A 20,640-nucleotide genomic window follows, 5' to 3' on the forward strand; every position below is an offset into this window, starting at 1 on the left:
CCTTGAGGGTATCCTGTTTGTCCGGGGCGTCGGCGGTTGATAACGCGTGTTAATTGAGCTGGGGTGAACGGTGGGTTCTTCCCCATCCGCGCAGCCTATACCGCCCTTGGCACCGGCCCGGCAACCATCTATTTCTGGTAATAGTCGCGAAACCACGCCACAAACTGAGCAATACCGTCCTTTATTTCCGTTTGCGGGGCATAACCGGTCAGGTTTCGCAGCAAGGTTGCATCGGCCCAGGTGGCGGGCACATCACCTTTTTGCATTTCCATCAAATTGCGTTTAGCGGGTATGCCAAGCTCGGCCTCGATGGTGTCGACAAAATCAAGCAGCTTGACCGTTTGCGAATTTCCAATGTTGACGATGCGGTACGGGGCGACGGGCGAGAGGCTATCCCAGTCGGGAATATCCTCGGGTGCTTCAGGGCGTTCCGGGGCTTTGTCGATCAGCAAGCGCAAACCATGCACCAGATCGTTGATGTAGGTGAAATCACGATACATCTCACCATGGTTGTAGACATCGATGGGTCGCCCTTCGAGGATCGCATCGACAAACTTGAACAGCGCCATGTCAGGCCGCCCCCAGGGGCCATAAACAGTGAAAAAGCGGAACATCGTGGTCGGGATATTCCACAGATGCGCATAGGAATGGCCCATCGCTTCGCCCGCCTTTTTCGTGGCGGCGTATATCGTCATCGGGCTGTCGGCCTTGTGCGTCTCGGCATAGGGCATTTCTGTATTGGCACCATAGACAGATGACGTCGACGCCATCAGTAGGTGTTTGACCTGATGCCGCCGGGCCACCTCCATGATGTTGAACGTGCCCACAACATTCGCATCTACATAAGCGCGCGGCGCTTCAAGGCTGTAGCGCACTCCGGCCTGCGCGGCGAGATGTACGATGATCTCAGGCTCAAACGCATCGGTAACACGGTCAATCGTTTCAACATCTTCAAGGCGCGCTTCGGTCGCAGAGAAGTTTGGATGCTGAAGCAGAATCTGATGACGCCGCTGTTTTAGGCGGACGTCATAGTAATCTGTCATCCCGTCAAAGCCATGAACGGTGCAACCTTCTTCCAACAAAAGTTTTGCCAAATGGAAGCCAATGAAACCCGCCGTTCCGGTGATGAATACTCTCATGCCCCTCGCCTGACTTGAATTCTTACGTGCAATGGAACCACCATTAGCGTCAATTCCGTGCAGACACCAAACAATAGATGCACATGTGCAGCGAATTACGTCTTTGCAGAAGAAATTTGCAATCCGGCGGGACACCGGATTGCAATAGGGACTGCCCGTACTCAGGGAGAGATGATGTGTTCCAAATCGCCAGTGGATAATAAAAACAAACTTGCTATGAAAAATATCTTTGCCGGACGAGCAATTTGGAACACCTCTACAAATTGACGTAAGGGCATCAATGTTCCGAAAATCTAGCGTTAATGTTCCGCTGAATTCCGTCAATCTATTGATTTAAATATAAATAAATACCAAATTTTGTGAAATTGCCACCGATTTTTGATCGGTGGCAACAGGATATTTACGCAAATTGACGAATCACTTGAGCGCTTTTTTGACGGCAGCCATGGCATCGACCAACCCTGCACCAAAGAACGATTCGAATGGCAGAGCTTCTTCTCCTTCGCGGTTCATGCTGTCGGTGTGCAGATTAATGTCGCCATCGGGTGTTGGCATATCGCGGCGCGCGGTTTCGACCAGCAGAGCCTTGATGTCGCATCCATCCCGCACATTGCATTCACAAAGTTCGCGTCGTTCAGCGCGGCGGATCAGGGCAATTACACCGCCGACCAAGGCCGTGGCACCTGACGTGCCGCCAAACTGCGTATAGAGCCCAGTTTGGTCGTCATCTTCTCCATCCTCAACATCGCCACCGATATCATAGCCGAAACGACCAGGCACATCGGTCGCCAGCAGGGCCTGCTTGCTGTAAGGGATTTCCAGAGCTCCTTCGGGTAGAAGATACTCGAACTCTTTAAGCTGTTTGTCATTGCCGCGTAGCTGATGGCGGTTAAAGACTTCCATGTCATCCGAAGGAGCCACGAGTGTCAGCCCCTCGCCATAGTTGGAGTAACCAGAACGGTACCCCAACGCACTGACCGACCCGACGGAGATGATCCCATTTTCGCGTGTCGCAAGGCTTGCAGGATAGGACATCTGACTTTCGCCTTCGTTGCCCGATGCACAGACGATGGGAACGTGTTTGCTGAGCGCTACGAACAGCGCGCGAACCACCACCCAAAGCCGTTTTTTACTGTCAAAGGGTTGCGATGCCTTTGGATCGAATCCGGCAGCATGGGCCTCCATCAACTCGATCCGGTGCAAAAGGTCAGCCGCTTCGCGGTTTGCCCAGCTTTGCAGCTCGGCCTGAAAGTCATCTGAAGGTTCCAGAGCAGAGGCCTTCGGGTCAGGTAGGCCGCGTGGCATGATAATGACATCAGGTTTCAGCATCCAAGCATAAAGCAAGGCGGCCGCAAACTGTAGCGGATCATCATCGAACCCAGTGCGGATTGAAATCAGCTTCGAAAACGGATCCACACCGAAATAGGGTATGACACCGGGCGTAGGCTCATCTTCCTTGTCGGTGATTTCCGGCCCGCCGACAGCAAGACCCGTGATCGCCGTACCGTGTGAGGAGAACAGTTTTTCGGAATCGCCTGCGCTACGCATGTAGCCTTTTGACGCTTTCAGGTGCTGAACCACCTCTTCGAACAAGGCGTCATCATCTGCAGACAGATGCTCAAGTACCAAACCTTCGGTATCGAGGTCTTTGAAATTCTCGTCGCCTGGTCCGGGATCATCGCCTTTGTGCAGACGAGACCCATACGGGGTGATGGTAAAATCTATCGAATTCTCCCGATCCACGCGCCCCTTGAGGTTGGGATGATCAGAGCTGCAGCCCACGTCCAGCATCAACACTTTGGACGGCGTCAGGCAGTCCTTTTTTTCCAGCTTGTCCCACAGCGTATGGCTGAAGTCCTTGCCGTTCTTCTTGAGGCTCACCACCCCGAGGGAAACCAGATGCCAAAGATAGTAATAGTCTGACTTTGACGGATCGTTTTTGTCACATTTTTTTTTCATCATACTTCGTCTTTCAAAATCTCAAATCAAATCCACTCTTGCTGAACCGCTTGATAGCGATCTTCAAAAGCCTCGGCGAAGAGCGGTGCAAATTTACGCGCCAAAAGTCGCCCTGCCTCGGTATCGCTGGGATAATGCAAGCCCGCCCACTCCCGGTTTTGCGCCACATTCAGGGCAGCCTCGGACAGGATATTTGTCGCGGGATGTTCTGGCAGGATCACGTTGAATGCATAGGCGATCGAATGGCACTGGAAAGAATGATTGCTTGGATAGGCCTCGTGCGCCGGATTTGGCAGAACCGGATTGAGGCGCGGCTCAACCTGATTGGGTCGTAGGCGGCCGAAGGTGCTTTTGTAATACAGCCCAACATATTCACAAACGGTGAGCAGTTCCAAAAACAAGGCTTCGGTTTCTTCAAATCCGGCCAAGCCATCAATGCCCAAAGGGCGAGTGAAATTGCTTAGATCCATGGTCGCCTCCTGAAGGATATCAGGAACGCGCATCTGCCGCTCTTTGAGGTTGTTTTGCATCGACAAAAGCAGCTTGGTCTCAAGTCGGCTCATGTCGGGACCGGGTGGCGGCGGAATGTCGATCAATGTCCATTCGCCGGGAAGCTTTTTATTCATATCACCCAGACCGGCGCGATGCAGGCTTAGGAACGCCTCAGTCGGCATCAAGGCACCGGTAGAACCCTGCGCGCTGGCTGCCTGCAATTTGTTCTTGTTCTTATTTTTGTTTTTATTCTTGTTTTTATTTTTGTTCTTGTTTTTGTTCTTGTTTAGAGCGGACTTGTTCAACGCGCTCTTATTCAGCACCATACGCACTGAACTGACCGCCCCTGCCCCGGCCGCTCCGGACCGTTGTTGAACATTGATGACTGCGCCCTCGTCTCGGGCATCGTCAAATTTCAGGCCGTTGGGACCCACATAAATTTTACTGGAATTTAAAAAATCGGCGAGGTCATCGCACTCATGCACTTGGTTTAATTGGTCTTTGGACATATTCCCCCCAAAAGTTGCTTAAATTATTCCTTTTTGATCTCGAATCCTGCTTTTTGAAGGCCAAGCAAGAAATGTCGTCCGCCTTCGGTTGTCAATCCGGGGTATCCCGAGCCTTGCAGCACTTCAGCGGAAAAATCTGGCTCAACTTCCATCAGGCGCTGTCGCAGTGCCTCAACCATTTGAACATTGCCCAAATGCGCATGGCTTGAAATCAGATAGCGAAGAATGGAATTAAACTTTGGGCGCTGCACCAACGCGCGCTCGCCCGCCTCGATGGAGGCTTTGTAATCCCCTGCGAGCGACGCGGCGATGCATTTCGTGGTGTCAAAGTAATAGCTGATCGGCGTGTTAGACCCCAGATGCTGCGCCCAGTTGGCCATCTTTAAGGACTGATCTACCTGCCCGGTATACGCATGTAGCATCGCATAAAGATCCCACCCGATGGTTTGCTCCGGATCAGCCATCAATGCGCGCTCGAACAACGACGCCGCCAAGTCGTATTCGGAAAACAGATATGAGTGGATATGCGCTGCCAGGGACAGCACCAAGGGATCAAATTCATCCTCTTCCAATGCCCGTGTGGCGTAATAATGCGCCTCGGAAATTTGCGCTGCTGAATCCTGCGAATAACGCTGACCCACCTGAAACGACTTTGCAAAGGCCATCCAAGCGTAGGCTTGCGCGCTTGGGTTCTGTTTCAACAGTTTTGATAAGGTTTGCTCAGCTCGATCAAGGTCCGGGGCAGATAGGCCAAAAATCTGATAGACACATTCGATCAGTTGTCCTGCTCCAACCATCTGCAGATCGTTAGTGAATGTTTGCAGCTTATTGCCAATTTCGATCACCGCCCGCGAAACCAGACTATTCAGGATCGGGCTGCCGGGTTGATTGAGATCTGTTACACGGAATGTCTGACTGGCCGACCAGATGGTTACATCATCATCGCCCGTGACCAGCTCAAGCGACAGCCGAATATCTGGCATTACGCCGATTTCGGTAATGCGGACAGCCAGAGGGATTGTCACGTTCGATGTTCCCAGACGCGCAAACGATGTGAGCTTGTTTTCCGACGCGCGGTAGGTCTTGATCCGGCCCATTTCGTTTAGATTTCGGGTCAATTTATCAGCGAGCAGGATGGCAAACGGACCCGCAGCCCCAGTGCCGCCTGTTGGATCCAGAACCTGCAAACCAATGGCCCAATTGCGTGTGCTGCCTGATTGGAATGCAAATCCGGATCCGTTGGCCTTAGCCGCCTCGGGCGCGGGGGGGGAAGCGTGAGGTAAATTGGCGAACTGAATCAGATCCGATTGTAAGTCATGTGCAGTTGCCATTGCATCTGAGGACTGCAGTCCAGAAAATCGCCGATCCCATATTTGCCGTTCCAAGGTGAGCCACTCTTCGAACTCCGGATCGCAAATGTCGAAACCCTCGAGAAAATGCTCTGAAATCGCTTGAGCGTTCACGGTGACTTCGGCCCCCTCTTTTTCAATTTTATCTATTATATCAAGCACATCGATATGAACCTTAGACAGGTCCAAGGTGACCGAATATTTGTCTGCATGCAGCAAGTCTTTGTGATCCGGTCCCAATGATTTGCGAATATCCAACAGCGCTTGCCGCAAGCTTGCCGAGGCCTGTTCCTCGCTGCGGTCGCTCCAGAGTTTGTCACGCAACCACACCCGAGAGCGAGAGCCTCGGGGTGCCAAAGCCAACATTGCGAGCGCTGCCTTTGACTTTTGATTTTTGGGCGTGAGATTCTGGTCGCCCTCATCCACTACAGACAGGGGGCCCATCAGGTAAATACTGAGCTCTTCCCCACCAGCCTCTTCGAGAACCATCGTTTCGTCCCCCGACATCCCTTCAAGGTCATAAAAGTATGTACCGGCCCGAACGGCCGCAACCAGAAGCATATTATCGGAATTTGTCGAAACGGGCAAAACAACCTCTTGATCCTGTTCGGAGCTCGGCAAGGTCGCCAGGCCCTGGGGATCATCCATAGAAAAAATCCATCAGTGCAGCGTGAAGAGATCGTTAAAAATATCTTAATTTTGCTACGAATCGCGCGCAAACCGGGGGCAAAGGCCCTGTTTCGCAATTTTCATTGAAAATTCGAGCATTTTATCTTGGTATCCCCGGTGGCCGCACTTAAGGGCGGGAAAATCGTGGCAACGCCCTTTCACATGCGAATCATTACCGCTTGCGGAGACTTCATCGCCCACTTTTTGGAAGAGTTACTATTCGCAATCACGGGCCAGAATTGCCACGCGTCTGTGGTAAGGTGAGCTTGCTGAAAATCCCTCGAGCAACTGCGCTTCGCCAACACCTTCAACAGCCTGAATGCGCGTGACATCGTCCATCTTTCCCTTCAAGATAGCGGCCACAGCCTCGGCACGTAACTTTGAAATTTTCTTGTTAAGCTCCGCGGCCCCGCTACTGTCTGAGTGCCCCCCAAGCTTCACGCAGGCTCGACGCATTGGACGCGTCTCGAGAACTGATGCCAACTGAACCACTTGTGCCTTCGCATCCTTAGATAATGTTGTTCCGCATTGTGTGAAAAATACGTGGCTCTCTTGACGGCAATCTCACATATACCCGCACCAATCCAAAGCGAATTCAAAGCAGAACTCAGGTCATTCGAACATCAGGTCGAGATGAAGCTGCCTGCGATGGTTCCGATCAAATCGATCATCGTTGCCCCTGGTCAGGAAATCGTTGAAGGGCAGACAGTTGCCTTGCTAGATCAGGATTTCATGGAATTGGAAATCAAGAATCTGCGTCGCTCTATCTTGGTAGGCTCTTCACTGAGGCACTGCCTTCTTGACTCGACGGCCGCAGAATTCACGACTTTCCTTCCAAATGACCTGGATGCGGAAAGCCAGCTGCAGATGCGGGCAGCAATCAAAGATTGTCAGTTGACACACCAAGAGAATATACAGCAACAGCAGCGGCTAAAAACCATACGCGACCGCCAAAAAACACGATTGGGCCTGTTGGAGCACCGTGCCACATTGGCATTTTCCTTAACAAGTAAAATCGAAGAGAAGGCTGCGACTGCAATAGAATTCGCCTTGGAACAAGAGAGGCTGACACATCAGCTTGAACAGCTTGAATTCGAATTGGTTGCTTTAGATACCTCACAGCAACGTGAACTTCTAACTCGCGGAAAGACGCTTGAACAGGAAGTCGTGCAGTACCGGCGACATCTTGCGATTTTGCAAAGATACTCAAAAAAACACGCCTTCAATCACCCGTCACAGGTAAAATTCTTCGAGTGCGCAACATTGGCATGTCACAAAGTTTTTTGCACGAAACCTCCCTTATTTCGTTGCTGAGCAATGATGCAGTTTCTCATCAGGCCATTTTCACGGTCCCACAGGAAGTCGCCCAAACTCTGCAACTTGGTGATGCCGTTCATTTCAAGTTTTCGGATAAAGTTGACGCCCCTAAAAAATCAGCCGGGACGATCAGTGCACTGAAGCCCAGCGCACGCACAATGCCTTCAGGCAGCACTCAAATTGTGGTCGTTGATGTCAGCCAAGATATGTTGTCTGCTTTGGGGGTTCAGCCCGACGAGATGATGGCAGTGGGCGCAGTGACACACGCATCGCTCGTCGTTTCGTTGGAACCTCAGTCGTTAAAGGACACATTATTGAATGCGGAGACAGGACTGAATATCTGGTCGGAGAGCAAACATTGGATAGAGACACTTTGGACCAAACCAGAGAACACGCAAAACCTGCACCTCTGAAGATGGCCAGCGTTGCTCTACCTCAAACAGTCAAGAGCACGAAAAACAGGCCGATTTGCAAAATTCATGCCTTCCGTTATTTCATCACAACCTGCGTCAAACTTGGACGATACTGTATCTCCGCGAATTTGGGCCAACTGATTTAGGTCACTTGGAATTGTACTCTTGCGTCTTCTGGATCAGTCGAACAACTTCAGAAGTTCTTTGCCAATTTCCTTTTCAATTCCCTTTTTAACAGCGTCTTCAATAGACTCGCCTTCTTCTGCTTTGACATCGAGCTCATCTTCTAACAAACGGTTGACCTCATCCTGCGCCTTGCTTTCAATTTTTTTCTTTTCTTCCTTAAAGTTGAGATCAATTGCCTTTTCCAAATCCGGTTTGATACGCGGATTTGACCATGGGCCGCGAATTCTTACCGGGATCGCAAAGCCTTTGCGCGCCTCCCCTTCGAGCAGAATTGGAGTGAAAAGATAGTCGATGTCTTGTGCTCCCAACCCTATGCGACCTTTTCCTTCGGCTTTGGCCAGCGGGAGTTTCATCAACAAATCATTGTTCTGAAGATTGCCCTTATTAATCGTGAAACTCGCGCTCATGCTATCAAAGACTGTCGTCCCACCGGTTACATTGCCCGAGCGCATCAGCTTGTCCAAATCGAATCCGCTGATCACGCCACGCCCGGTGCTCAAAGCCCCCTCCCCTTTGAGGCTGTTCATGATAGCATACAGGGAGTTTCCCACCCCCAAAAAACTGATATTACCGTTAGCGGAGCCGGAAAGACGTGATACGTCAATGGCGTCGCTCAGAAAGGTTTCAAGATTCAACCCCGCAACGTTCATCTTGCCCCCAACAGACAGACCCGAGCGGTTGTTCATTACAAACTCCCCTGTGATCGATCCGTCATAGGCTTGCAGTTCGCGAAGGTCGAACACCATACGCGAGCGGTCAAGGGCGACCATGGTGCGGGTGTTACCCAATTTAAAGTCCCCCAGATCTATACTGTCAGCGGTCAGCGCAATTTGACCGTCAAACAGCCCCAATGCGTCAACTTCGATTGGCTCCTTGCTCCATCCTGACGATTTTGGATTTCCACTTTCGCCACTACCCCCTCCACTCGATGAGGCAGATTCGTTGTTCGCACTCAGCCCCGTCAGATCGAGAGCTCCTGCCCGAAGCTGCATATTGATCTTCGGTTTAGCGCCACCCAAATTCACATCGGCGGCCCCGGTCAGTTGGTTATTGTCCAACGTCAGCAAGGTGTCGCGCAACGCGATGCGCATGTCCTGAGTAATGGTTAAACCTGCCTGTGCTGAAATCGCACGCCCTAAACCGCGAGGAATTTCGACACCAGTACCACTCAAGGCCGTCAAAAAACGCGATGTATCACTAACATCTGCATCGAATTGCCCGGCCAATTGCGGCGCCGTGCTGGCACGACCCGCAAAGGAAATTTCACCGCCTGGGGCGGAAACTTTAAAATCTAGTTCCGAGATTTTTCCCGCGATAAAGTCGCCCACCTTGTTTAGATTACCGGAAATCTCAACGGCATCCCCTTGAGGGTGTAGCATCGCCTCAAAAGTGGCTACCCCGTCATAATCCGGCCAACGCAAGTCAAAATCCATCTTCTCCATCTGGAATACATTTCCAGATGCACCATCTTTGTAAGTCAAACTTGCGTTTGTGATCAGCGCACGGTCCAGTGTCAGGGCCAGTGGGGCAGATTGGGCGGGTCCGGCCTCTCCGCCATCTGATTGGCCAGATGGCGCAACACCCTCCACTCCCAGTTCCCAATTCACGCGTCCGTCTTTTGCCCGTTCAAGGTAAATTTGTGGGCGCGCCGCCTCGAGACCCGTGATTTTAATATCTCCGCCCCAGAGCGCCGAGACAGTCACACCAACTTTCAGGCTGTCGGCTTGAAACATAGGGGGCCCATCGGACCAATCGGCGTTGGCCACAGTGACGGCCCCAGTGCTCACGCCAAGCACAGGGAAAAAAGTAACTTTGGTTTGACCGCTTAGATTGACCTTGCGACCGGTTGCTTCGCTAATTCTATCAGCTGCGATGTGCGCAATACGGTCTCCAGGAAGCAAAAGCAGGGACGCAACAGCAACCACAGCAACAATCACCAATAAACCTATCAAACGAAGCAAAAACCGCATGCCGCCCTCCCTTGTTACGTTGGCTAAAATGTAGGGCTGCAATCCCGCCGCAACAATAGGAATTCCCTTTCGGGTTCTCACACAACACGATATATGCGCCACATGAGTACAAATCCGCCCCAGCTCCGCCCCGATTTGGCACGCGCAAGGGTTAGTGAAACCTTGCGGGAAGGTCAGCCCTCTGTTGGCATGGTATCCCTTGGATGCCCCAAAGCACTTGTCGACAGCGAACGCATCCTGACCCGCCTGCGCGCCGAAGGGTATGGAATTTCACCCGAATACGCCGGCGCGGATGCAGTGATTGTGAACACCTGCGGGTTTCTGGATTCAGCCAAGGCCGAGTCCTTGGAAGCGATTGGTGAGGCGATTCAAGAAAACGGCAAGGTGATCGTTACCGGCTGTTTGGGCGCCGAACCGGAGTACATCACCGGCGCGCACCCCAAGGTTTTGGCCGTCACCGGGCCACATCAGTATGAACAAGTGCTGGATGCCGTGCATCAGGCGGTGCCACCAGCCCCCGATCCGTTCATTGACCTGATGCCATCGAGCGGCGTGAGACTGACACCGCGCCACTATAGCTATCTCAAGATTTCCGAAGGCTGCAACCACAAGTGCAAGTTTTGCATCATCCCGGATATGCGCGGCAAACTGGCCAGCCGCCCGGCCCATGCGGTGGTGCGTGAGGCGGAAAAACTGGTCGACAGCGGCGTTAAGGAATTACTGGTTATCAGTCAGGACACCTCGGCCTATGGTGTTGATATCAAACATGCCGAAGTTCGCGGCCACCGGGCACATATCACCGATTTGGCGCGCGATTTGGGACAGTTGGGGGCCTGGGTGCGCTTGCACTATGTCTACCCCTACCCGCATGTGCGTAAGCTGATCCCGTTAATGGCCGAAGGGCTGATCCTGCCTTATCTGGATATCCCGTTTCAACATGCTCATACCGATACTTTGAGACGTATGGCGCGCCCGGCGGCGGCATCCAAAACACTGGATGAAATTGCAGCGTGGCGTCAGGATTGCCCAGACATCACGCTGCGATCAACCTTCATTGTAGGCTATCCGGGAGAAACCGAGGAAGAGTTCCAAACTCTGCTCGATTGGATGGATGAAGCACAGCTGGATCGCGTTGGCTGTTTTCAGTACGAAAACGTTGACGGCGCACGCTCAAACGATCTGCCGGATCATGTTCCAGCCGAGGTCAAACAAGAACGCTGGGAACGCTTCATGGAAAAAGCTCAGGCGATTTCCGAAGCCAAGTTGGCGCAAAAGGTTGGCACAACCATGGAAGTCATCGTCGATGAAATCGATGAAGACGGCGTAGCCACCTGCCGCACCAAGGCGGATGCCCCCGAGATTGATGGCTGCCTTTTCATTGATGAAGGCACCAAATATCTTTCGGTCGGAGATATCGTATCTGTCACGGTGGACGAGGCTGGCGAATATGATCTATGGGGTCAACTTAACGGTCATTAACCCAATAACATTTTCGAATCAGACCTAAACATCTGATTTTTGTAAATAATCTGTTTACCAATTGATGCTTCAATACGGGCATGTTTTATACTTCTATTAACCGCCGTCTCCAACGGCACTTCTTTTTTGGCACCGCTTTATTCCTGACCCGTGCGAGTTTCATCGTTAGCGTTTTTTTAACACTGTGGGTTTTTCAGAAAACCGAAAGCGGTGGCTTCCAGGGTGCTGAAATTTGGCCGGTTCTCGCCCTGATCTGCTTGCTTGCCATATGTAGCACTGTCACCTCAAGACGACTGCGGAATGAAACAATCAATCCTCGTGGCGCGGTGTTAAGATCCGTCATGATCGACCCGCTCGCGGACGAGCTGTTTCTCAGGTTGGTTCAGACAGAAGATAAGTCCGAACGCATTCCTGAACATGGCGAAACCGGTCTCCTCCAAGGTGTTTCCCACCATACCACCTAGTCACCACGATGACATGATCACGGACGTTTTCGCGTTCCAACATCTTGAGAATAATCATCCCGGCCCCGGCTTCGCCATCGTCGGACTTCAACCCCGTGCCATCCGCCAAAAGCACCGCCCATGTGTTATGCGTTGCCTTTGCAAACTTCTTGTCGCGTTTGAGGGTTTTCAGAAACTGATCAACTTCGATCCGGCTGGCCACAGGCCCGCCGGACACGGCATATTTTGATCCGCGATCGCTGATCACCCCCGGAATCTTGCGCATCAGAGTTGTGATGCCACCTTACGCACCGTCTGCATGCGCTGAGCGTTAGGTGGGTGCGTTCCAAGGAAACGGTTGCCCGGATCAGGCAACTGGCTGAAGAACTGTGCACCGCGTACGGGATTGTATCCCGCCTTGTGGGTGATGATTGTACCCAATGCATCCGCTTCCAATTCATAATTCTTGGAATAACTGCGTGCGCCAACAGATGCGCCTACATCGGTTGCGGCATCGATTCCGGAAGTGTTCACACCCAAAATGGCAGCGATTCCAGCCCCAACGATGGCACCGGCCGCAGCATTCTGTTGCTGACGTGACAAATGTCCGCGAATGTGGTGCGCCGCCTCATGCCCCATCACAAAGGCAAGTTCATCTTTGTTTCGTACTTGCGCGATCAGTGCCAAATTGAACGCCAGAATGGGACGACCGGATTTATCAACCGTCTGAAAGGCGTTTGGCGGTTGGTTCGGGCGATCATCCACTACGATTTTGAAATCACAATTCATACCCTTGGTTCGAGCACGACATTCGCGCTCTGCCACCGGCTCAACCGATTTCACAATCTGCACAAATTGCTGCTGCTGTGCTCGGTTTGGCTTGGTTGGCTTCGGGGCCTTTGCCACCTGTTGGGGCGCAGGCTTAGGCTGTTGTGTTTGTACGGTCGACACACAGCCCGTTAGACCGATCATACTCATTAAAATAATCCAGCGCATGGAGATCCTCGCGTATTCAACTCTGCCTATTGTAACATGCCGGCAGCCCGCGACCAGCCCTTCGATGGTAGATGCCGTGTTGCTTGCAAACTTATGCCGGGCCGCTAGGATAAAGATATGTTTTCAATAGAACACGAGTTTGACTCGACCATTGTCACATTGGTTGACGATAGTGACAGCCCCTTGAAAGAGGATGTTGTCATCAACGCCTTTGAAGAATGTATTACGGTAGAGCAATACGACCCGCGTACAGATCAAGTGCAGAGAATCACTCTATCTATGGCACAGGTGCGTGACTTGGGGGCAGCTCTGAACCTTCCTGAAGGGGTTTATGCGTTGGCTTCCGCATTAGAAGATACGTCTGAATGACGCAGAGCCGAAATTCGAGGCTCCACGCCTTAATATATATAGCTCCTTATTCTGACACATCAGGCGGGCTGCAATCGCCACAATCGCTTTTGTTCTCGGAGCCTTTTGTTGTTATGTCATAGGTGTTGTCAGACAGATCAACGGCGAACGTGATGACATCCCCGATAAATCCAGAGACGCAGTAGATCACATAATCTGCGTCGAAAATTGTGTTCGCAATTGCCGGAGTTGCGATGGCAGCGGCAAAAAAGGACCACAATCGTGTTTTTCATCAGAATTCCTCCCACGTCAGTTTGGTTCATCGGACACAATCCAGTAGCTTCAATTGAAGCCGCTCGGATGACCTCCGCCTGAATTACAAAGATTCAATTGCAGCGAAATTGTGCGTGTGACATTGCTCTCACAGCCAGTTCACCACTCGTGATCTGACCGACATCCATAAATCGCGTTTGTGAGATCTGATCAAATCTACCCTAACCGTTAGATAAGCCACCCTGTTGCCATTCGATATTTCATGAAGTGGCAGGGTTGACGAATGCCGCAGCACCCCCGACATGTAGAACCGGCTATCAATTTGAAAAGGAACGGCAATGCCTGATCCAAACCCCGCTGCTCTGGAGTTTTTACATTCCCGCCGTTCACGTCCCGCAAAAACCTTGGGTTTGCCCATTCCAAATCAGGAAGAATTGATCCCAATCTTATCCGCTGGTGCACGTACACCAGACCATGGCAAGCTTGAGCCATGGCGGTTTATTGTTTTGGAAGATGCCGCCTTGCGCCGGCTTTCCAATCTGGTTGTAAGCCGTGGTTCAACCTTGGAGAAATCCGAATCTGATATTGAAAAGGCCCGCCTCCAATTTGCGAACGCCGATCTGGCCGTTGCGGTTGTCGAAATACAAAAAACTTCAGAGAAGGTTCCCGGAATCGAGCAGACCTATTCCGCCGGGGCGGTTTGCCTATCGCTATTGAATGCAGCACTTGCGTCGGGCTGGGGGGCAAATTGGCTCAGCGGCTGGGCCTCGCATGATCGTGGTTTTGTTGAGGTTGGACTTGGGTTGAAGGAAAACGAGCGCGTTGCAGGGTTTATTCATCTGGGCACCGAGACCTCGATACCACCGGAACGTCCACGGCCCAATCTGGATGAGATCACCTCATGGATGTCGGCGTAATCTTTTCCGCCTTTTTCAAGGCACTGGGGCAAATGGGCGATCACCGCTTCCGGCGCGTCCTGCTCATCGGTGTGGGGCTAACGATTGCCCTGTTGATCGGTGTTTATGCGGTCTTTCTGACCGCTGCCCAATGGTTTTTGGGCGATACAACAACATTGCCCCTTTTGGGTGGGGTGACTTGGATCAGCGATCTGGTGAGTTGGGGCAGCGTGTTCCTGATGCTCGGGCTGTCGGTGTTCCTGATGGTGCCTGTCGCCTCGGCGATCACGTCGTTTTTTCTGGAAGACGTAGCCAAGGCGGTTGAAGCGCGCCATTACCCAAATCTGCCAGAGGTGCCACCGGTACCATTCTGGGAGGCGATGAAGGATACGGTGAACTTTTTGGGCGTCTTGATCGGTCTGAACATTGTGGCCTTGTTTATCTACATGCTGTTTCCGCCCTTCGCGCTGTTTATCTTCTGGGGTTTGAACGGGTTTCTTCTGGGCACTGAGTATTTTCAGATCACCGCCATGCGACGCGTGGGCCGGATTAAGGCCAAGCAATTGCGCCGCAAGCATTTACTCACCATCTGGGTGGCGGGCATCCTGATGGCAATGCCGCTTTCGATCCCGCTGGTGAACTTGATCATACCCATCTTGGGCGCGGCAACCTTTACCCACATTTTCCACGTGTTGGTACGAGAGGACGCCGCGTAACTCCAGCTTTCAAGCTGTATGGCCGCATTGCAAGAAATACAGCCATTCAAATATCAGCGTTTCTCGACACCGTCCAACTCAAACCAACAAAATATCGTCACCAATAGCGCTGAAATTGCTAATCCCCAATACTTCGAGTTCATTTTCATTTCCGAAATCGAATGTAAGATCTGAACCAGAACTTGATGACAGAGCCTCGAGTTCTTCTAAGGTCATAATTGATCCGACAAGTGCTGTGCTGTCGATAATCAGTTGATCAATCCCGTCTTCAAAATCCTCAACGACATCTTGATCCGAATTAAAGATGAAGTGATCTGCACCCGTGCCCCCTGACATCGAATCGTTGCCTGCTCCTCCATCTAAAGTGTCCTTCCCCTTGCCCCCCATTAGGCGATCATCGCCAGTTCCGCCGTCTAAAGTGTCGCTGCCCATGTTGCCGTGCAGAGTATCGTTGTCTGCGCCTCCCAGCAGCATATCATATCCATTGCCGCCCATCAGACTATCGTCACCGGTACCGCCGTCTAAAGTATCTCTTCCCTTGTTACCGTGCAGAGTATCATTGTCTGCGCCTCCCAGCAGCATATCATATCCATTGCCGCCCATCAGACTATCGTCACCGGTACCGCCGTCTAAAGTATCTCTTCCCTTGTTACCGTGCAGAGTATCGTTGTCTGCGCCTCCCAGCAGCATATCATATCCATTGCCGCCCATCAGACTATCGTCACCGGTACCGCCGTCTAAAGTGTCTTTTCCGATGTTACCGTATAGAGTATCGTCGTCTGCGCCTCCCAGCAGCATATCATATCCATAGCCACCAATCAGAAGATCATAGCCAGTGCCGCCTTCTAAAGTGTCGCTTCCCATGTTGCCGTGCAGAGTATCGTTGCCTGCGCCTCCCAGCAGCATATCATATCCATAGCCACCAATCAGAAGATCATAGCCAGTGCCGCCTTCTAAAGTGTCGCTTCCCATGTTGCCGTGCAGAGTATCGTTGCCTGCGCCTCCCTGCAGCATATCATTTCCGTAACCGCCAAACAGGCGATCATAGCCAGTGCCGCCTTCTAAAGTGTCGCGTCCCATGTTGCCGTGCAGAGTATCGTTGCCTGCGCCGCCCTGCAGCATATCATTTCCGTAGCCGCCTATTAGCGTGTCGTCACCAAGGTCACCTAAAAGAGTGTCATTCCCGCCGCGCCCAAAAATCTTGTCATCGCCATCACATCCTCGCAGGATATTGTCTAATCCATTGCCCTTTAACGTATCATTGAAGTTCGAACCGATAATGCCTTCTATGGAAATATAGATGTCACCTTTGTGCTGACCAGAGCTTTGATAGGAATTCAAAAGATCGATCCAAACACCTGATTTCGAAGTTTTAAAACTTACAAAGTCTACACCATCCCCTCCGTTCAGCACATCCTTTCCATTGCCGCCATCAAGTGTATCAGATCCGTCCCCCCCGATCAGAGTGTCCTTGCCATTGCCGCCGGATAGAAAGTCATCTCCATCGCCGCCATAGACGCGATCTTTGCCATTGCCGCCATAAGCTTCGTCGTCACCGCCTCCGCCGTGCAGCTCATCCTTTCCATTCTCTCCAAACAGAGTGTCATCGCCCAAAAGGCCCTTGATGGTATCATGACCATTACCGCCAAGTATCTCGTTGTCTCCAGAATCGCCGACTAGATAGCTTGAGCCATTGCTGCCTTTATTGCTGCCTTTATCGAACCCATAATCCTTACGCATTTCTGCCCCCCACAAAAAAAATCTACAAAATTGCTTCTTCGTCAAAGCGGACTAAAGAATACATTGAGACGGCGATTTTCGCAAATTTGCTTAAATTTCCACCAAATCTGCGCGGTTAGGCAGGGCCAACCGTTTGAGAGCATTCAACTCAGAGAGCGGATAGATCGATCGCTTACTAAACCAGTGAGGGCAGGAAGGTCATAAACCGGTCTAGCCCCAAACAAAAGTTAGAAGCCTCGCGAGTTTGTTAAGATTCAGTAATTCGAGAATTATCTCGATATATGCCAGAGCAAATTACTGCTCTGGCATATATTGCGATTAACTCGCAGGCCCCATCCGATTGAACATATCAATGTCACGAACACTGATTACACCAGAGATGATGATACCAGCGACAATCACCCACAGCACTGTTGCGATGCCCGTGGTGATCCAGGCCTTTTTCTTCAGGTGGTGCTTTTCCGGTGACCCGGCATGGGTCCCGGGTATCACATCACCAGCCTCGCCTTGGGTTTGAATCCGGATCGGGATGACGGTCAGGAACGTCATGAACCAGATCACCAGATACAGAACGATCCCCGAAGCGACACCCATCAGACCTGCTCCAGCTCAACCAGACAACCGTTGAAGTCCTTCGGGTGCAGGAACAGCACGGGTTTGCCATGGGCGCCAATCTTTGGCTCACCACTGCCCAAAACACGTGCGCCAGTTTCTTTCAGGTGATCACGGGCTGCAATGATGTCATCAACCTCGTAACAGACATGGTGAATGCCACCAGAGGGGTTCTTTTCCAGAAAGCCATTGATCGGGCTGTCATCACCCAAGGGATAGAGCAATTCGATTTTGGTATTCGGCAGTTCAATGAAGATCACGGTGACGCCGTGGTCTGGCTCATCCTGAGGTGCGCCGACATTGGCCCCCAGCGCATTCCGATACTGATCTGCTGCGGCCTCAAGATCTGGCACAGCAATGGCAACGTGGTTTAGGCGTCCGATCATCCTATCGCTCCTAGTTCATCTGTTTGCCTGTGTTATGGGGTGCGATTGCCCGTCTGGCAAGCGACAGGGCGCCGCATCCCTGCAATTAACAGATCATTCACCATGACAACTTAGCGTGATCAGGCAACCACATGGAGGACGGATCATGGAAGACCTGATTTTGAAGCGCAATCCAACGCGTAAGCATCCATTGCTGGGGCTCACTGTATTGGTGGTCGAAGATAGCAAGTTTGCCAGCGATGCCATGCGGTTGATGTGCCTGCGCAGTGGCGCACGCATTCGCCGCGCCGACTGCCTTTGTTCAGCCCGCAAGCACCTCAAAGTCTACCGACCATCCGTGGTGATCATTGATGTGGGTTTACCGGACGGATCTGGTTTGGAGTTGATCAAAGATCTGCACGCGGCACGCCCGAGGGTCAACGTCTTGCTCGGGATGAGCGGCGATGACGCCCAGCAAGAAGCAACAACGAACGCCGGGGCTGATGGGTTTGTTGCGAAGCCCTTGGTAAACCTTGCGTATTTTCAAACGACTATCCTGTCTCATTTGGATTCTTCTGCACAGGTCACAGGCTTGCAAGAAGTCGGAAGCCAATCCATCGAGCCGGACCAGATCGCATATCAGGATGATATGTCACATGCAGCGACATTGCTGGAAGCGCAACAAGACGACACATCTCTGGAATATGTCACGCAGTTTTTGCGAAGCGTTGCGACATCTGCAGGGGACATGAGGTTGGAAAAAGCCGCCAAAAACTTGTCGCGGGCGACATCGCAGGGCTACGTTCCGCGCAGTATCGTCAGAGAGGTTTTGGGAATGTTGCAGCACCGCATGGACCAAACGGCGGCGTTTTGATCCCTCTGCCTGCTAGCCAGACAGAGGGAAATGCGTAAGTAGTTTAATCCTGAGGAATGACGCGCAGGTTCAATTCCATCAGCTGATCCGGTGTCGGCTCGGATGGCGCAGCCATCATCAGATCTTCGGCACGTTGGTTCATCGGGAACATGATGACCTCGCGAATGTTGGCTTCATCTGCCAACAGCATGACGATACGGTCGATGCCCGCAGCACAACCACCGTGTGGTGGGGCGCCATATTGGAAGGCGTTGACCATACCGCCAAAGCGCTTTTCAACCTCTTCCTTGCCGTAACCCGCGATTTCAAAGGCCTTGAACATGATTTCAGGGCGGTGGTTCCGGATCGCGCCTGAGACCAGTTCATAACCGTTGCATGAAAGGTCATACTGGTATCCTAGAACGTCCAGCGGATTGCCTTCGAGGGCTTCCATGCCACCCTGCGGCATCGAGAACGGATTGTGCTCAAAGTCAATCTTGCCAGATTCGTCGTCTTGCTCGTAAATCGGGAAATCCACAATCCAGGCAAAGGCAAAGCGATCTTTGTCGGTCAAGCCCAGCTCCTCGCCGATCGCAACACGGGCTTTGCCAGCGATCGTTTCAAAGGCTTTTGGCTTACCACCAAGGAAGAAGGCCGCGTCGCCAACACCAAGACCTAGTTGCTGACGGATGGCTTCAGTACGCTCTGGGCCAATGTTTTTGGCCAGTGGACCTGCCGCTTCCATGCCCTCGCCTTGATCCCGCCAGAAGATATAGCCCATACCAGGCAGGCCTTCTTTTTGCGCGAAAGCATTCATACGGTCGCAGAACTTGCGTGAGCCACCTTTGGGGGCTGGAATGGCGCGAATTTCCGTACCCTCCTGCTCCAGCAGCTTGGCAAAGATTGCAAATCCTGAACCACGGAAGTGATCTGAAACCACTTGCATTTTAATCGGGTTGCGCAGGTCGGGCTTGTCGGTACCATACCACAGCGCCGCATCACGGTACGAGATTTGCGGCCAGTCCTGATCAACCGGGCGACCACCACCGAATTCTTCGAAAATGCCTGCTAGAACGGGCTTGATGGTGTCGAAGACATCCTGCTGCTCAACAAACGACATCTCAAGATCGAGCTGATAGAAGTCGGTGGGCGAGCGGTCAGCACGCGGGTCTTCATCACGGAAGCACGGCGCGATCTGGAAATACTTGTCAAAACCCGACACCATGATCAGCTGCTTGAACTGCTGCGGGGCCTGCGGCAGAGCATAGAACTTGCCGGGATGCAGGCGCGACGGCACGAGGAAGTCACGCGCTCCTTCGGGGCTGGATGCAGTGATGATCGGCGTTTGGTATTCGCGGAAGTTGATATCCCACATCCGGCGACGGATCGAAGCAACCACATCCGAACGCATGGTCATGTTGCGCTGCATCACATCGCGACGCAGGTCAAGATAGCGATAGCGCAGACGAGTTTCTTCGGGATATTCTTGATCGCCGAACACGATCAAAGGAAGCTCTTCAGAGCTGCCCAGAACCTCAAGATCACGCACAAAAACTTCAACCTCACCAGTTGGCAGCTTGGCGTTCACTAGGCTTTCGTCACGCGCCTTAACCTCGCCATCAATGCGAATGCACCATTCGGAACGAACTTTTTCAACCTCAGCAAAAACAGGGCTATCGGGGTCACACAATACCTGCGTTACGCCATAGTGATCGCGCAAGTCGATGAACAAGACACCGCCGTGGTCGCGGATGCGGTGCACCCAGCCCGACAGGCGGACGGTCTGCCCGACATTGGATTTGTTCAACTCTGCGCATGTATGGCTGCGATATGCGTGCATGATGCCCTTTCCGGCCCCGTGTCAGGGCGCTTATGTGATCGGCGTCGATACACCTTGGCCGGGGGTCAAAGTCAAG

The 20,640-nt window shown here is 52.2% G+C and carries 19 protein-coding genes and 1 pseudogene; 7 read left to right on the forward strand and 13 right to left on the reverse strand.

All coding sequences use genetic code 11. From position 1 onward, the window contains the following. Nucleotides 1-128 precede the first annotated feature (128 nt). The 5 genes and pseudogenes from ROA7450_RS17935 to ROA7450_RS17955 form a co-directional block, all read right to left on the reverse strand. Complete coding sequence (locus tag ROA7450_RS17935; RefSeq protein ID WP_085807331.1) at nt 129-1,139, reverse strand: NAD-dependent epimerase/dehydratase family protein; 1,011 nt, start codon at nt 1,137-1,139, stop codon at nt 129-131. Nucleotides 1,140-1,556: 417 nt separating this feature from the next. After that, complete coding sequence (locus ROA7450_RS17940; RefSeq protein WP_085807332.1) at nt 1,557-3,101, reverse strand: S8 family peptidase; 1,545 nt, start codon at nt 3,099-3,101, stop codon at nt 1,557-1,559. A 23-nt stretch (nt 3,102-3,124) separates the two neighbouring features. Next, complete coding sequence (locus tag ROA7450_RS17945) at nt 3,125-4,099, reverse strand: phosphatase PAP2 family protein (RefSeq protein ID WP_085807333.1); 975 nt, start codon at nt 4,097-4,099, stop codon at nt 3,125-3,127. A gap of 23 nt (nt 4,100-4,122) precedes the next feature. Beyond that, entirely contained in the window at nt 4,123-6,096 is a 1,974-nt protein-coding gene (locus tag ROA7450_RS17950) for an AfsR/SARP family transcriptional regulator (protein WP_085807334.1), read from the reverse strand. A 237-nt stretch (nt 6,097-6,333) separates the two neighbouring features. Continuing rightward, nucleotides 6,334-6,645: pseudogene (locus ROA7450_RS17955) on the reverse strand (OmpA family protein); the annotation flags it as partial. A gap of 105 nt (nt 6,646-6,750) precedes the next feature. Between ROA7450_RS17955 and ROA7450_RS17960 the strand changes: the two are divergent. After that, entirely contained in the window at nt 6,751-7,431 is a 681-nt protein-coding gene (locus tag ROA7450_RS17960) for a hypothetical protein (protein ID WP_143534524.1), read from the forward strand. Continuing rightward, entirely contained in the window at nt 7,425-7,847 is a 423-nt protein-coding gene (locus ROA7450_RS17965) for a hypothetical protein (protein WP_143534525.1), read from the forward strand. Before ROA7450_RS17960 ends, ROA7450_RS17965 begins: the two co-directional genes overlap by 7 nt. A gap of 179 nt (nt 7,848-8,026) precedes the next feature. On the opposite strand, the gene ROA7450_RS17970 is transcribed toward ROA7450_RS17965, so the two are convergent. Then, nucleotides 8,027-10,003 carry an AsmA family protein gene (locus ROA7450_RS17970; RefSeq protein ID WP_085807338.1) on the reverse strand — a complete coding sequence of 659 codons (1,977 nt, stop codon included), beginning with the start codon at nt 10,001-10,003 and terminating at the stop codon, nt 8,027-8,029. Nucleotides 10,004-10,105: 102 nt separating this feature from the next. On the opposite strand from ROA7450_RS17970, the gene rimO reads away from it, so the two are divergent. Next, nucleotides 10,106-11,482, forward strand: coding sequence for a 30S ribosomal protein S12 methylthiotransferase RimO (gene rimO, locus ROA7450_RS17975; protein ID WP_085807415.1), 1,377 nt, complete (start codon nt 10,106-10,108; stop codon nt 11,480-11,482). A gap of 372 nt (nt 11,483-11,854) precedes the next feature. Here the strand turns inward: rimO and ROA7450_RS17980 are convergent, their stop codons facing one another. Both ROA7450_RS17980 and ROA7450_RS17985 read right to left on the reverse strand, forming a co-directional pair. After that, nucleotides 11,855-12,211 carry a YigZ family protein gene (locus tag ROA7450_RS17980; protein WP_085807339.1) on the reverse strand — a complete coding sequence of 119 codons (357 nt, stop codon included), beginning with the start codon at nt 12,209-12,211 and terminating at the stop codon, nt 11,855-11,857. Continuing rightward, nucleotides 12,211-12,921, reverse strand: coding sequence for a M48 family metalloprotease (locus ROA7450_RS17985; RefSeq protein WP_085807340.1), 711 nt, complete (start codon nt 12,919-12,921; stop codon nt 12,211-12,213). The genes ROA7450_RS17980 and ROA7450_RS17985 overlap by 1 nt, the downstream gene beginning before the upstream one ends. A gap of 117 nt (nt 12,922-13,038) precedes the next feature. On the opposite strand from ROA7450_RS17985, the gene ROA7450_RS17990 reads away from it, so the two are divergent. Further along, on the forward strand, nt 13,039-13,290 hold the full coding sequence (locus tag ROA7450_RS17990; protein ID WP_085807341.1) for a DUF8831 family protein: 252 nt from the start codon (nt 13,039-13,041) through the stop codon (nt 13,288-13,290). A 46-nt stretch (nt 13,291-13,336) separates the two neighbouring features. Here the strand turns inward: ROA7450_RS17990 and ROA7450_RS21335 are convergent, their stop codons facing one another. Next, the gene (locus ROA7450_RS21335) at nt 13,337-13,549 is read right to left on the reverse strand and encodes a hypothetical protein (protein ID WP_085807342.1); all 213 of its coding nucleotides are present in this window, start codon (nt 13,547-13,549) and stop codon (nt 13,337-13,339) included. Between the two features lie 331 nt (nt 13,550-13,880). Here ROA7450_RS21335 and ROA7450_RS18000 point away from each other — a divergent pair, with 331 nt between their 5' ends. Together ROA7450_RS18000 and ROA7450_RS18005 are read left to right on the forward strand one after the other, a co-directional pair. Then, nucleotides 13,881-14,459 (forward strand): nitroreductase family protein, encoded by a 579-nt coding sequence (locus ROA7450_RS18000; RefSeq protein ID WP_085807343.1) that lies wholly within the window; start codon nt 13,881-13,883, stop codon nt 14,457-14,459. Beyond that, on the forward strand, nt 14,444-15,154 hold the full coding sequence (locus ROA7450_RS18005) for an EI24 domain-containing protein (RefSeq protein ID WP_085807344.1): 711 nt from the start codon (nt 14,444-14,446) through the stop codon (nt 15,152-15,154). Before ROA7450_RS18000 ends, ROA7450_RS18005 begins: the two co-directional genes overlap by 16 nt. A 78-nt stretch (nt 15,155-15,232) precedes the next feature. On the opposite strand, the gene ROA7450_RS18010 is transcribed toward ROA7450_RS18005, so the two are convergent. From ROA7450_RS18010 to mce, 3 genes are all read right to left on the reverse strand, one after another. Next, entirely contained in the window at nt 15,233-16,894 is a 1,662-nt protein-coding gene (locus tag ROA7450_RS18010; RefSeq protein WP_085807345.1) for a calcium-binding protein, read from the reverse strand. A gap of 318 nt (nt 16,895-17,212) precedes the next feature. Continuing rightward, complete coding sequence (locus ROA7450_RS18015; protein ID WP_085807346.1) at nt 17,213-17,488, reverse strand: DUF1467 family protein; 276 nt, start codon at nt 17,486-17,488, stop codon at nt 17,213-17,215. Next, entirely contained in the window at nt 17,488-17,892 is a 405-nt protein-coding gene (gene mce, locus ROA7450_RS18020; protein ID WP_085807347.1) for a methylmalonyl-CoA epimerase, read from the reverse strand. The genes ROA7450_RS18015 and mce overlap by 1 nt, the downstream gene beginning before the upstream one ends. A gap of 145 nt (nt 17,893-18,037) precedes the next feature. On the opposite strand from mce, the gene ROA7450_RS18025 reads away from it, so the two are divergent. Then, a complete protein-coding gene (locus tag ROA7450_RS18025; RefSeq protein ID WP_085807348.1) occupies nt 18,038-18,745 on the forward strand; it encodes a response regulator in 708 nt (235 codons plus the stop codon). Nucleotides 18,746-18,788: 43 nt separating this feature from the next. Here ROA7450_RS18025 and aspS read toward each other — a convergent pair whose 3' ends face one another. Next, the gene (aspS, locus tag ROA7450_RS18030) at nt 18,789-20,564 is read right to left on the reverse strand and encodes an aspartate--tRNA ligase (protein ID WP_085807349.1); all 1,776 of its coding nucleotides are present in this window, start codon (nt 20,562-20,564) and stop codon (nt 18,789-18,791) included. Between the last annotated feature and the right edge of the window lie 76 nt (nt 20,565-20,640).

The sequence above is a fragment of the Roseovarius albus genome, from assembly GCF_900172335.1.
GTDB classification, from domain to species: domain Bacteria; phylum Pseudomonadota; class Alphaproteobacteria; order Rhodobacterales; family Rhodobacteraceae; genus Roseovarius; species Roseovarius albus.